This window comes from Pseudomonas sp. NPDC087342 (assembly GCF_044744265.1).
Taxonomy (GTDB): Bacteria; Pseudomonadota; Gammaproteobacteria; order Pseudomonadales; family Pseudomonadaceae; genus Aquipseudomonas; species Aquipseudomonas nunensis.
The window spans coordinates 250,629-263,793 of sequence record NZ_JBIUXZ010000006.1; the positions used below are offsets into that span (position 1 = coordinate 250,629).

General features: G+C 62.3%; 10 protein-coding genes. 2 read left to right on the forward strand and 8 right to left on the reverse strand.

Going from position 1 to position 13,165, the window contains the following annotated elements; genetic code table 11:
* Nucleotides 1-60: 60 nt before the first annotated feature.
* The 3 genes from surE to ACIOYV_RS16375 form a co-directional block, all read right to left on the reverse strand.
* Nucleotides 61-1,038, reverse strand: a complete 978-nt coding sequence (surE, locus tag ACIOYV_RS16365; RefSeq protein ID WP_401325129.1) for a 5'/3'-nucleotidase SurE — start codon at nt 1,036-1,038, stop codon at nt 61-63.
* A 75-nt stretch (nt 1,039-1,113) separates the two neighbouring features.
* Nucleotides 1,114-2,493: a DUF1329 domain-containing protein gene (locus tag ACIOYV_RS16370; RefSeq protein WP_401325132.1), complete on the reverse strand. Its 1,380-nt coding sequence runs from the start codon at nt 2,491-2,493 to the stop codon at nt 1,114-1,116.
* Between the two features lie 23 nt (nt 2,494-2,516).
* A complete protein-coding gene (locus ACIOYV_RS16375) occupies nt 2,517-4,094 on the reverse strand; it encodes a DUF1302 domain-containing protein (protein WP_401325135.1) in 1,578 nt (525 codons plus the stop codon).
* Nucleotides 4,095-4,385: 291 nt separating this feature from the next.
* Between ACIOYV_RS16375 and ACIOYV_RS16380 the strand changes: the two genes are divergently transcribed.
* Together ACIOYV_RS16380 and ACIOYV_RS16385 are read left to right on the forward strand one after the other, a co-directional pair.
* Complete coding sequence (locus tag ACIOYV_RS16380; RefSeq protein ID WP_401325138.1) at nt 4,386-6,128, forward strand: FAD-dependent oxidoreductase; 1,743 nt, start codon at nt 4,386-4,388, stop codon at nt 6,126-6,128.
* Entirely contained in the window at nt 6,125-7,003 is an 879-nt protein-coding gene (locus tag ACIOYV_RS16385) for an SDR family NAD(P)-dependent oxidoreductase (RefSeq protein ID WP_401325140.1), read from the forward strand. Before ACIOYV_RS16380 ends, ACIOYV_RS16385 begins: the two co-directional genes overlap by 4 nt.
* 143 nt (nt 7,004-7,146) lie before the next feature.
* Here ACIOYV_RS16385 and ACIOYV_RS16390 read toward each other — a convergent pair whose 3' ends face one another.
* The 5 genes from ACIOYV_RS16390 to ACIOYV_RS16410 all read right to left on the reverse strand — a co-directional run bounded on the left by ACIOYV_RS16390 (nt 7,147) and on the right by ACIOYV_RS16410 (nt 13,163).
* Complete coding sequence (locus ACIOYV_RS16390; RefSeq protein WP_401325143.1) at nt 7,147-8,727, reverse strand: FadD3 family acyl-CoA ligase; 1,581 nt, start codon at nt 8,725-8,727, stop codon at nt 7,147-7,149.
* Nucleotides 8,728-8,798: 71 nt separating this feature from the next.
* The gene (locus tag ACIOYV_RS16395; protein ID WP_401325146.1) at nt 8,799-9,545 is read right to left on the reverse strand and encodes an SDR family NAD(P)-dependent oxidoreductase; all 747 of its coding nucleotides are present in this window, start codon (nt 9,543-9,545) and stop codon (nt 8,799-8,801) included.
* A gap of 99 nt (nt 9,546-9,644) precedes the next feature.
* Nucleotides 9,645-10,727, reverse strand: a complete 1,083-nt coding sequence (locus ACIOYV_RS16400) for a 2Fe-2S iron-sulfur cluster-binding protein (RefSeq protein ID WP_401325149.1) — start codon at nt 10,725-10,727, stop codon at nt 9,645-9,647.
* Between the two features lie 13 nt (nt 10,728-10,740).
* Nucleotides 10,741-11,496 carry a glucose 1-dehydrogenase gene (locus ACIOYV_RS16405; RefSeq protein WP_401325151.1) on the reverse strand — a complete coding sequence of 252 codons (756 nt, stop codon included), beginning with the start codon at nt 11,494-11,496 and terminating at the stop codon, nt 10,741-10,743.
* A complete protein-coding gene (locus tag ACIOYV_RS16410) occupies nt 11,484-13,163 on the reverse strand; it encodes an FAD-binding protein (RefSeq protein WP_401325154.1) in 1,680 nt (559 codons plus the stop codon). Before ACIOYV_RS16410 ends, ACIOYV_RS16405 begins: the two co-directional genes overlap by 13 nt.
* Nucleotides 13,164-13,165: the final 2 nt, after the last annotated feature.

Genomic DNA, 13,165 nt, shown 5'->3' on the forward strand with positions numbered 1-13,165 from the left:
CATCGTTATAGACATACCGTCTTCGCGGGCAAGCCTCGCTCCTACAGGTTGGGTGTTTATTTAAGGTTTCACTCCTCGCAACATTTTCTTCGCCCGATCCTGCACCGCCTCCGGTGCACTCATGTTGCCGTCGATCACGGTAATCACCGCATGCCCCTGCCACAGCTGATACGCGTCGGCCTTTTGCTGTGCCGCCGTTGGTGTCGCCGGGGCGACCAGATTGATGTGCACCACGCCATCAGCGCCGCGCTGGGAGGTGAAGTTCACTCGGTCCCAATTGCCGATCGGGGCAAAGCTCACACCTTTGACTTCACTGGCTGGCAACGCCGGATAGTTGAGGTTCAACCCGCTGACGCCCGGCAAACCGAGTACGTTAAGTTCGCATGTGTGCTTGTTTTTGACGCAGGCCTGTCTGGCTTGAGCACCGGCAAGGCTCGCCTGTTCGATGACCTTCACTGCAAACCGCGCAGTGTCGTCCATCGCGCCGAGGGTTTTGCGGTAGCCGGCCTGTTGGTCGCGGACGATCAAGTCCATGTCGATGGCCGTCGACACCGCCACCGCCGGAATGCCCTTGAACATCGCACGCACGGCGGCGTTCAAGGTGCCGGACATTTGCGTCAGCGGGCCGACGTTTTCGCCAAAGTTGCTGCCCGACACCACCAGGTCCGGTGGGTTGTCCTTGAGTACCACGTCCAGGCCGACGTTGACCGCATCCACCGGAGTGCCAATCGCTGAGGTCTTGCCCGCGGGCGGGGTGTAGCCATCGGGTGGTCCGACGCAAAATTTGCCGGGCGCCAGCTCGGTCACTGCCACAGCCTGGCCGGGCACGACCACGCTGGCGGCGCTGATACCACTGCTGTCGTTCAATGGGCCAACGAGGGTCACGTTGTGCCCGGCGGCGGTCAGCGCGCGGTACATCGCATCGATACCGGGGGCACGGCAGCCGTCGTCGTTGGTCAGCAGGATGTTCAAGGCGTTGGCCTGCATCGACAGGCCGACGCTGGCCGTGGCGATCACGCCAATCAGCAATTTATTCATGGGGAAACGTCCGTGAAGTAAGCAAAAAAAAAGCAAAACGCCCCGACCGAAATAATCGGTCGAGGCGCCTGGGGACTAGCGGGTGCCGAGTTTGCGCAGGTTGCCTGGGGTGAATTCATCTTCACCGAAGGTGGTAGCGTTGAGCTTGGCCGGCTTTTGATCGACCAGCAGGCGGTCGACCAGATAGGACCCGGCGATCAGGTCGTGGTAAATCCCGAGGCGAGCGTGGTAGCGCTGCATCTCGTAGGCGTAGACCGAGGTCTGCATGTTGGTGCGCCACAGTTGCCCGCGACTGTCGTAGTTGTCGGCCAGGGTCGCGGCCCAGGTGTCTTCGTCGAGGTACATCACGCGCTTGGCGTAAACATGTCGGGCACCTTCCTTGAGGGTGGCCTGCAGCACCCAGACGCGGTGCTTCTCGTAGCGCATGAACTGCGGATCGACGTGACCGGTGGTGGCTAGAATCTGGTCGGTGCTCACGCTCGGCTCGTCGATCTTGTAGTTGTGATACGGGATGTAGATTTCTTTTTTGCCGACGATGGTCCAGTTGTAGCGATCCGGAGCGCCGTTGAACAAACGGTCTTCGTCATACACCCGGAAACCGCCGGCGCCGGTGGGTGAGTCATAACCCACGGTCGGCGCACGACGTACCCGACGTTGCCCCGGACTGTACTGCCAGGCCTGGCGCGGCGAGGCGGTCGGGTTGATGAACTCGTGGCCGACAACGATCTCGCCTTTTTTGCGCACCGGTTCCAGGGTGGTGATCAAGAAGTTGGTGAGCACGCCGTTGGCGCTTTCCAGGGTTTTGTCCGGGCTGGACCAGATCGAGAAGATCTTGTAATTGACCTCTTCCAGCACTCGCTCTTTATTGGAATAAACCACCGCTTGTTGGTAGTTGGCCTCTTCGGTATTGGCGCGCCCGGCGAGCGTGTGGTTGAACATCAACTCGCTGCCGTTTTTCGGAATCGGGAACGGTGAAGCGGCCCAGGCGTTTTGCGTGTCGTTGTTGTCGTTGGACAGTTCGGCGTTCACCGCGTTTTTCTTGACCGCATCTTCCAGTCGCTGGTCGAAACGGAAGTCCCGGTGGCTCGGGTACACCGGCATATTGAAGGTGGCAGGGTAGCGTTTGAGCAGCGCTTTCTCGCCATCGGTGAGGTTGTCGGCGTACTTGTCCATGTTCTGCGCATTGATCACGAACAACGGTTTTTCGGCGGCGTACGGGTCCGGGTACGGCGTGCCGGGGCCGGCATATTTGAGTTGCGGCGGCAGGCCACGCCATTTGCCGGTCGAGGCCGGGATACTGCCATCGGCATTGCCGGCTTTCTCGGCGCCCATCGGTGTCAGGTCCTTGCCCAGGCGCGCGGCTTCCTCCTCACTGACTTTGGCCTGAACCAGACCGCTGCCGAGCAGGCTGACGGCCAGCGCCGTGCCCAACAAAGTGTGGGTAAATCTAGACATGCTGTGCTCCTCCATCAGGGGAATCAAAACCGGTATTTGAAGTTGAGCGCGACGTTGTCGCGGTCGGCCAACGGGGCGTTGTTGGCGTTGCCCAGGTAGGCGTTGTAACGGGCTTCGACGGTGAAGTTGCCGAGGTAGCGCCACGAGCTGCCGATACTGGCGCGGTCGTCGCCTTGCCCTGAGTTGATCGAACCCACCATCGAGCTGTCGCCGTGGGCGGCGGTGCTGAAAGTGATGGGCACCGACATGTCCCAGCCGCTGAACACGTCGTTGTAATCGAAGCTCGCCTGCACCGTGTAACCCCAGGCGTCGCGGTCGTAGACCAGGCTGTCGGTGCCCGGCAACGAGACGCCGGGTGCCAGGTTTAATGGCTGCGACTTGTCGTTGCTGATCACGGTGTTGTAAACCAGCTCGCCGGTGAGGGTGGTGTTGTCGGCCCAGGAGGTCGGGCCGAGCACGTAAATCATCGACGTCTGCGCCTGCACGGTTTTACCGCGCACCGGGCTGGAGAACCCGTTATCGACCATCACCGGTGTACCGTCGCGGTAGCTGACTTCACCGGCCCAGCTCACACTGCCGAGCACCGTGGAGAAGCTCGCGCCGAACAGGTCGATGTTGTCGAAGTAGCGCACTTGGTAACGTCCCAGCGTTGTCTGGAAATCCAGCGACGGGGTCTTGTCGTGATAACGCGAGTAGTAGACGCCGAACTCGGTGTTGTTCAGCGACGCGGCGGCATAGGTCAGCGCCACGCCGTACTGGCCGCTGTCGCTGGGCTTGTCGTCTTTAAGGCGCGTCAGGAACCCGGTGGAGTCGTTGAAACCCCCTTCGTCGATAAAGTCGGTGGTAGAGAAGTAGCTGCCGACGCCGAACAGCTCGGTTTTTTCCCATTTGTATTGGTAGTACGCCTGCAGATCGAGGCTGTCGGTCAGGCTGAACTGCGTGAACAGTTGGCCGACGGGCAGCAGAATTTCCTTGACCTCGACACCTGGCGTAGTCGATTTGGTTGCATCCACCGGGCTCTGCGCTGCGGAAATACCGGGGTAGAACAGGCTTTCACCCCAGCTCACCACTTGGTTGCCGAGCCGCGCGTTGAGGTTGTGCCCGCCCATGTCCCACGTGCCATAAGCGTAGTAATCGAGCATGCGCAGTTCATTGCGGTGCTGATCGATGGTGTCTTGGGAGAACCGGTCGGGACGGCTGCAATGACCGCCGGCGAAGCAGTTCGACGTGCCGCTGTCGTTGTCGTTGCCCTGGTCGTAAACGTTGTCGTAGAAACCCGTCGCCCGCAGGAACACCCCGTAGTCGTCACGCCACTTGATGTTGGCTTCGGTGAGGAAACCACTGCGGTTGTTGATCAGGCTGCCTTTGTCGAACGCGTTGTCGCCATCGTTGGCGTCAGCATTCCTCGTCAGCTTGTGATCGCGCGATTCGGTTCGCCACGCCAGGCTGTAAGTCAGCGTGGTGTCCCAGTCGACGCTCAAATCTTCGTTCGGCTGGAAACTCATCGCGCTGGCCTGGCTGCCCAGTCCACTGGCCAGCAACAACACGGCCAGCTGTACGCGAGGGTGAAGCGATGGTGGGGCGATTATTGTTTTTATCATGTCGTCCTCATGCCCAGGTCAGGCCTGCCCCGACCTGCAATTTCAGGGGGTGAGTGCTGCTGTGGGCGACTATGGAGTCAGCTTTTGGAAGCAACATCGTCCAAGCGGACTAAGCGATTTGCAGGGGAGGGAGTCAGGGGACAGGGTGTCAGGGAGCCTCGATCTGCGCCTTAGTCCCATCGGACGATGACCCCGCAAGACCTGCGGCGAACAATCCCGAGACCGACTGCACCGGGCGAAGATCTGGCGGCGGCGGTTTCTGCCTGATGGGCGCTGAGCAAGGGTGACCGCATGAACGCTGCCGAAATCAAATGGGATGAGTGCTGCGATGTACTGGTGATTGGCTCCGGAGCAGGGGGCATGACCGCTGCATTGCGTGCCCATGACCTGGGGCTCAATGCATTGGTGATCGAGAAGAGCGCCGAATATGGCGGCACCTCGGCGGTGTCCGGCGGTGGCATCTGGATCCCCGATAACCATCGGATCAAGGCCCTTGGCGGCAGCGATTCAGCCGCCGAAGCCATTGCTTACATTCGTGCGGTGACCCACGGCGAGATCGACGACGGGCGCATCGAGGCCTACGTCGAACACGGCCGTGAAATGGTCGAATACCTCGAACGACAGACTCGCGTGCGCTTCGAAGCGCAACCGGCTTATGCCGATTACTACCCGGAAGTCGAAGGCGGTAAACCGGGTTATCGCTCAATGGACCCGCAACCGTTTGACGCCGCCGAGCTGGGCGAAGAATTCTTGCGGATGCGCGCGCCATCGCCCGGCACCCTGATGATGGGACGCATGGCGATGACCATGAAAGAGGCGCAGGTGTTGCTGTGCCGTGGCCCAGGCTGGTTGCGCCTGACCCTGCGGGTGATGTGGCGCTATTGGCGTGACCGCGAGGGGCGGCGATTGTCTCGTCGCGATCGGTTCCTGACCCTGGGCAACGCGTTGATCGGTGCCTTGCGTTGTTCGTTGCAGGATCGCGGCAAGCCCCTTTGGTTGAATTGTGCGCTGGAAGAATTGCTGATCGTCGGCGACCGGGTGGGCGGCGCTCGCGTCTGTCGCGACGGGCAGTTACTCAACGTCAAGGCGCGCTACGGCGTGATCATCGCGGCCGGTGGTTTCGAACGTAATCAGGCGATGCGTGAGCAATACCTGCCACAGCCGACCCAGGCGTTGTGGAGTGCCACGCCGCCGCACAATACCGGCGACGGCATCCGCGCCGGTCAGGCGATTGGCGCACGCACAGCCCTCATGGAACACAGTTGGTGGGCGCCGACCACCCATGTCAAAGGTGAAGAAAAACAGCGTGCCCTGTTCGTCGAGCGAACCTTGCCGGGTTGCATCATGGTCAACGCCGCCGGCGAGCGTTTCGTCAACGAGGCGGCGCCCTACACCGATATCGTCTACGCGATGTACGCCAACAACCTCGAGGGCGCCGTGAGTGTGCCGTGCTGGATGGTGTTCGACGCCGAGTTCCGGCGCAAATACCCGTGTGGCGCGTTGTTGCCAGGTTATGCCCAGCGCGACTGGCAACTGCCCGAGCACCTGCGCGAGTACTTTCACAAAGCCTCGGACCTGCAAACACTGGCGCAAAAGATCGGCGTCGATGCGGCCGGGCTGGAGCGCACGGTGCAGCGCTTCAACAGCATGGCCGTGCAGGGCCGCGACGACGATTTTCATAAGGGTGAATCGCTGTTCGATCGTTACTACGGTGATCCAAATGTGCAGCCCAACCCGTGTCTCGCGCCGTTGCTCAACGGCCCGTTCTACGCCGTGCGCATCGACGCCGGCGACATCGGCACCAAGGGTGGTTTGCTGACCGATGTTCACGCCCGGGTCCTGCACGAGGACGGGCAACCGATCAACGGCTTGTATGCCATCGGTAACAGCGCCGCGTCGATGATGGGCCGCACGTACCCGGGCGCGGGTTCGACCATTGGGCCGGCGATGACCTTCGGTTACCTGGCAGCCAATCACATCAAACATCAGAGCCAGGCCAGCGCGGTCAAAAGTGCACTCAGGAGCGTCGAATGAATCAGCCACGTGAGCAAGTCGCGGTCGTGACCGGCGCCAGTCGCGGGGTCGGCCAGGGCATTGCCCTGGCCCTTGGCGCTGCGGGGATGACGGTGTTCGTCACTGGACGCGCCCCGGCGCATGGCGGGTCGATGCTATACGGGCATGCGTTGCGCGGCTCCCTGGAAGACACCGCCGCCGCGATTACCGCGGCCGGTGGGCGCGGCATCGCAGTGGTTTGCGATCATGGCGACGATGCGCAGGTTCAAGCGCTGTTCGCCCGGGTTGAGCAGGAATGCGGGCACCTGGATTTACTGGTGAACAATGCTGCGTTTATCCATGACCAGTTGATCGAGCCGGGGCCGTTCTGGGAGAAACCGCTGGACCTGGTGCGGATCCTCGACGTCGGTCTGCGCTCGGCCTACATCGCCAGTTACTTTGCGGCGCCGTTGTTGTTGCGCAGCGGCCAGGGGTTGATCTGCTTCACCTCGTCATTCGGTGCCGGGTGTTACATGCACGGGCCAGCATACGGTGCGCAAAAGGCCGGGGTCGATAAGCTGGCGGCTGACATGGCCATCGATTTCGAAGGGAAGGGCGTGGCGGCGTTGTCGCTGTGGCTCGGCCCGCAACTGACCGAGCGCACGCGGATTGCCGGCGAGCAGCATGGCGAGCAATACCGGGCGTTTCTGGCCAATGCCGAAACCCCGCAATTCAACGGCCGGGTGATGCATGCCTTGCTCAATGATTCGCAGTTGATGACGTTCTCCGGACAGACCTTGATCACCGCCGAAATCGCTGCCGGGTATGGCATCAGCGAAGATGAAGGCCGCCAGCCACCGTCCCATCGCGCGTTGCTCGGCGACCCGCGTCGGCAGCATCCCGCGCGGGTTATCTAGTAGACGCAGATCGTTCCCACGCTCTGCGTGGGAATGCCGCTATGGACGCTCTGCGTTCGCTTGTGACGCTGTGACGCGGAGCGTGGGAACGATCAGATGTATGCGCTGCCGAAGGCTGCGATCTTTTTGCGCACACCCTTGGCTCAACTGACTGACATCAACGCCCACTCACGCAACACATTCTTGGTCACTTTGCCCGCCGCGTTCAGTGGCATGCTCGCAAGCACTTGCACCCGGCGCGGGACTTTGTAGTTGGCCATCTGTTCACGGCACCAGGCGAGGAATCGGGCCGGCTCGATCTCGCTGCCCGGCGCCGGCAGCAGGAAAGCCATCGCCACTTCACCCAGGCGCTCGTCGGGGATGCCGATGACCGCGACCTGGGCCACGCCGGGATACGTCAGCAAACAGTGTTCGATCTCCGCCGGGTACACGTTGAAACCGCCAGTAATGAACATGTCCTTCAGACGATCAGTGATGCGCAAATAACCCTGTTCGTCGAGTACACCGATGTCCCCGGTGTGCAGCCAGCCATCGGCATCGACGATCTCCTGGCTGGCCTGCGGATCATTGAAATAGCCTTGCATCAGGTTGTAACCGCGCACCTGGATCTCGCCGGGGACATTGGCTGGCTGGCTGCGCCCGGTGCTGGCGACGCAGCGGATTTCGACACCGGGCATCGCGCGTCCGCTGGTATTGGCGACCAACTCCTGGGCGTCGCCTGGGCGGCAGATCGTCGCGAAACCGCAGACTTCGGTGAGGCCATAAGCGGTGACGATCGTGGCAAACCCCAGTTCGTCGCGCATGCGCTGGATCATCTCCAAGGGAATCGCGGCGGCCCCGGTCACCGCGACGCGCAATGAGCTCAGATCAAAATCCTTGCGTTGCGGATGGGCGAGCAGCGATTGATAAAGCGTCGGCGGCCCCGGCAACACGGTGATGCGCTCGCGCTGGACGCATTCAAGCACGGCCTGCACATCAAACACCTGCTGCGGCACGATGGTGCAACCGCGCATCAGCGCCGCCAGCCAACCGGCCTTGTAGCCGAAAGAATGGAAGAACGGATTGACGATCAGGTAGCGATCACCCTCACGCAAGCCGACGACTTCGCTCCAGTCGCGCACGATTCGCAGGTTCTGCCCGTGGCAGGTCATCACCCCTTTGGGTTTACCGGTGGTGCCCGAGGTGAACAGCAGGTCGGACAGCGCTTGCGGGCCGACACTGCGTTCGCGGGTTTGCAGTGCCAGTTGCGGCACGTCGTCCGCCCGCGCGAGAAAATCCTCCCACCCCAGGGTGCCGGATTCGCCGCCGCGCAGGGTGACGATCTGGCGCAGCGCCGGCAACGTTTCCGAGGCGAGCATGCGCGGGTAATCGGCACCCAGGAATTCACCGATGGCAAACAGCACGCAGGCGCCGCTTTCGCGCAGGATGTAACCCGCCTCACTGCCCTTCATACGGGTGTTGAGTGGCACCAGCGCGGCGCCGACGCTCTGCAACGCGCCTGCGGCAACGATCCATTCCCAGACATTGGGCGCCCAGATCGCCACCCGATCCCCAACCTGAACGTCCAGTGCCAGCAGCGCGCGGGCGGCCTGGCGACGCAGTTGGTTGAGCTCGCGATAACTGATCGAGCGGTGCCCATCCTCGATGGCCGCGCGGTCACCGTAGGTCTGGGCCACGTTGGCGAACAGTTGGGGAATGGTCAGTGCGTGTGCGACAGGCGGCATGGGGCCTCCTCGGCTAGAGGACAAGTGCGAAAAGGGGAGCGGCCGGGCAGGGCGCCCGGCCGGATGACGATTCAGGCGGCGGGCGGGGCGAAGCGGCGGCCGGCGGAGAAACCACCGTCCACGGCGATCATTTGCCCGCTGACGAAGGATGCTTCGTCCGAGGCCAGGAACAGCGCGACGTTGGCCACTTCTTCCGGTTGGCCCGAGCGGTTGAGCATGTGCTGTGAGGCGAAGAAGGCGTGAAAGGCTTCCTGCTCGCGGACCATGCTGGTCATCGGCGTTTCGATCAGGCCCGGGCACAAACCGTTGACGCGAATATTGGCGTAGCCGTAGTCGATCGCCATCGAGCGCGTCAGCTGGTTGATGCCGCCCTTGGAGACGTTATAGGCCACGTTGCCGTCGCAGCCTTGCAGGCCGAAGATCGAGCCGACGTTGATGATCGAACCCGCGCGTTGCGCCACCATTGATTCCAGCGCGTATTTGCTGGTGAGCATGCTGCCCGTCAGGTTGATGTCCATCACCCGTTGCCAGTTGGCGGTGGTGGTCTGGGTCACGCTGCCCTGATCGGCGACACCGGCGGCGTTGACCAGCACGTCGATGCCTCCGAAATGGCTGACGACTTCTTGCATGACTTGCTGCACCTGCGCTTCATCGCGCACGTCGAGGGTCATGAACAGGCCAGGGAAATCCGCCGGTGCGGTGCCGATGTCCAGACCGACCACTTGCGCGCCTTCAGCGGCGAAGCGGCGCACACAGGCCAGACCGATCCCTGAAGCGCCGCCGGTTACCACCGCGACCTTGTTCTGCAAACGAGCCATAACTGCACCTCTTTTATTGTTGTGGGCTAATGCTGTGGCCGAGTCTAACCGCAGACCCGATCAAGGTGATCGTCCGTTGAGACTATGGCTGACGAGCGCTCAATCCGGGAACTTCAGCCGTACTCGAGCGCCGGTCGGGCGGCTCTGACACGCCAGTGTCCAGCCTTCAGCCAGTTCCTTGGGGCTGAGCACATCGTTGCGTGCCAGCTGGATTTCACCTTCCTGGACCACGCACATGCAGGCCCCGCAAAACCCTTCTTCGCAGGAAGAAGGCACGTCCAGACCGGCGGCTTTGCAACTTTGCAGCAGGGTGTCGCCGGGGCGACAGGCAATTTCGTGTTGCAGGCCGTCAAGTTCAACGATCAGCGCTTCGCATGTCGAGCCGAGAGCGGCGGCCCGGGCCAGGGTGTCTGCCGCCAGCAGTTCGTCAGGATCGGGCGGCGAGACGAAACGCTCGACGTGGATGCGCTCGGCGTCTTCACCCAGTCCCAGCAGCGTGCGCTCCACGGTGTCCATGAACGGACCGGGTCCGCAGATGAAGTAATCGCCGCCCGCCGAACCGCGCAGCAAATGACGGACCTGGGCGTCGGTCAGGAAACCCTGCACCGAGTCGAGGACATGCACCACGTGCAGTTGATCAGGATGCGCCTTGATCAACTGACACAGTTCATCCTTGAAAATCACCGAGGCTTCGTCACGGTTGGCGTAGATCAACTGGATGGGCCGCTGACTGTTGTGCAGCACCGACTTGAGAATGGAAAACACCGGCGTGATCCCCGAGCCGCCGCCGAACAGCACCAGCGGCCTTGTAGCCGATTGCTCTTCGTCCAGGCAGAAATGCCCGGCCGGCGGCAATACCTCCAGCCAGTCACCGACCTGCACTTCGTTCATCCAGTTCGACACCCGGCCACCGTCGACCCGTTTCACTGTGACTTTGGGCAGTGCATCGGCGAACGGAGAGCTGGCCATCGAATAACAGCGGGTCAACAGCTTGCCGGCGCAGGGCACGCGAAAACTCAGGAACTGGCCCGGTTTGTAGCGAAAGCGATCACTCAGGTGCGGCGGAATATCCAGCACCAGCGAGCGTGCATCGGCGGTCTCGTCGATCACCGCGCACACTTTCAGTGAATAGCTTCCCGTTGTGGATTCGGCCGGTGTCAGGTTCTGCATCTGCGTGCCCATGTTCACCTCGGCCTCAGAGCCCGCTGATCAATTGGGCGTTGTCGACGCGAATCTCGGCACCGTTGACGAAACGCGACTCGTCCGTGGCGAGAAACAGCACCACGTTGGCGATGTCCCGTGGCGCGCACATGCGGTTCATCGGGTCCTGATCCAGGGCTTCCTGAGGGATCGGCTGACCGCCAGTCAGAGCCTGGGTCATGGGTGTGTTGACGCCATCCGGGTGCACGCTGTTGCAGCGAATGCGGTAACCCTGTTGCTTGCAGTGCAAAGCGATGGAGCGGGTCATGGCCGCCACTGCGCCTTTTGAGGCCGAGTAGGCGCAGAACATCGGCATCGCGCCGAGCGCTGCCACCGATGACATATTGATGATCGAGCCGCCGCCGGTTTCCTTCATGGCCTGGATCGCGTATTTGCAGCCCAGGAAGTAGCCGTCACCATTGATTTTCTGTACCTTCTGCCACAGCTCCAGCGTGGTGTCTTCGATGCTGCCCAGCGCCAGGATCGCAGCGTTGTTCACCAGTACGTCGAGACGCCCGAAGTGTTCCAGGGTGGTTTTGATGACGTGTTGCCAGTCGCTTTCGCTGGCAATGTCGTGACGAATGAACAGCGCGTTGCTGCCGATTTGCGAGGCAACCTGGTGTCCGGCTTCTTCGTTGAGATCGGTCAGCACTACTTTGGCGCCTTCACGGGCCAGCAGCAGGGCGTCTTCGCGACCGATGCCGCTGGCGGCGCCGGTGATGATGCAGACTTTTCCTTCTACACGTTGCATTGTTGTTCTCCTGAGCGTGTGGTTTGAAGTGCGACTTGGTCGGCCACATGGGCCGCGGCCCGGCGACCGGAATAAATGCAGTCGGCCAGCGACAGGCCGGACACATACAAATTGGAAGCAACCCCGACCGCATTACGCCCTGCGCTGTACAGGCCGCGAATCGGGGCGTCGGCATGGTCCAGCACCTGGCCGCTGCGTTCGCAGACTTTCAACCCGCCGAGGGTGATGACCGGGCAGGGGAACAGGCGACTGGCGAAGGACAGATCGAGGGCGTACCACGGACCCTGGTCCATGTCGGCGAGCATGGCGGACGACTTGCCGAAGGCATCGATGATTTCGCCCCGCGCGGCGCGGCTGTAGGTCTGCACGCTGTGTTGCAGGGATTCGGCGGGCAGCCCGCAGCGCTTGGCCAGTTTCGTCAGGCTGTTGCTGCGCCGGGCGTTGAACAGCAAGTTGAGCAACACCGGCAGGCGCTGGAATTGCCAGACTTTGCCCGGGCCGACCTGACGCAATGCCTCACGCACCAGCGCCCGGTTGAGAAGCAGAATCGCGCGGCCGTCGTGTTCCTCGACCATGACGTGGCCGAGGGTCGCGCCGTAGATTTCTTCGTTGGCATAACGCTGCCCATGCGCGTTGACGATCAATCCCCGGGCCCAGGCCAGCGGCGGGTTGATAAAGCGCCAGGCGCTGACTTTGTCCAGTCGCGCCACGCTCCCGCCCGCGCTCAGGCCCAGTGCGATGCCGCTGCCGTTGCAGCCGGTGGTCCCCAGCGGCAAACCGGCCAGATAATGTGGTGCATGGCGGCGGACCCACTGGCGATTGAAAATAAAGCCTCCGCTGCTCAGCAACACACCGTGTTCGGCGCGAATCAGCTGACGCTCGGCATGGGTCTGCTCGCTGCGGCGCAAGCGGGCGCGTAAACGGTCGGCCAAGGCCGGGGCGTACATGTGGATGGCGCTGGCCCAGCGAGAGAGTCGCGCATGATGACGGGCGGCGGGACTGTCGGGCGGCAGGTGCCAGGCTTCGACTCCCAGCACGTGATCGTTCATGTCGAGCACCAGGCGCCGCACTTCGCACTGGCTGCGCAACCGCGCACCGTGGCGCAAGGCGCTGGCCTTGAGCGGGGCGAAGAGGCTGGCGCCGGACATGCCGGGGCCTTTGGTGCGATGGCCGCGCGGTGCCGGTTTGGCAGTGGCGGCATAGGCTGGCACGGCTTCGTTGCCGGAGTAATAGAGATAGTACTGATCGCTTGGGTACGAGGTTTTATGCGGCGGCACGCTGGATTCGAACGCGACACCCTGACGCTCCAGCCATGCCAGTTGCTCGACGCTGCCTTCGCAAAAACTTCGCAAGGTCTGGCTGTTCACCGCTTCACCGACTTCCTGACGCAGGTAATTGAACATCGCGTCGCTGCTGTCGTCATAACCAGCCTGGCGCTGATACGGTGTGCCGCCGCCGGCATACACCACGCCGCCACTGAGTGCCGTTGCGCCGCCGCCTTCGAAGCGGTCCAGCGCCAGCACTGCCAAACCGCGACTGGCGGCTTCGATGGCGGCACACGCGCCGGCACCGCCGAAACCGACCACCAGCAGGTCGCAGCGGTCATCCCAGTGCAACTGGTCGGCGCTGTTCACTCGCAACGCTGTCAACCCGTTCAGGCTGTCCATTT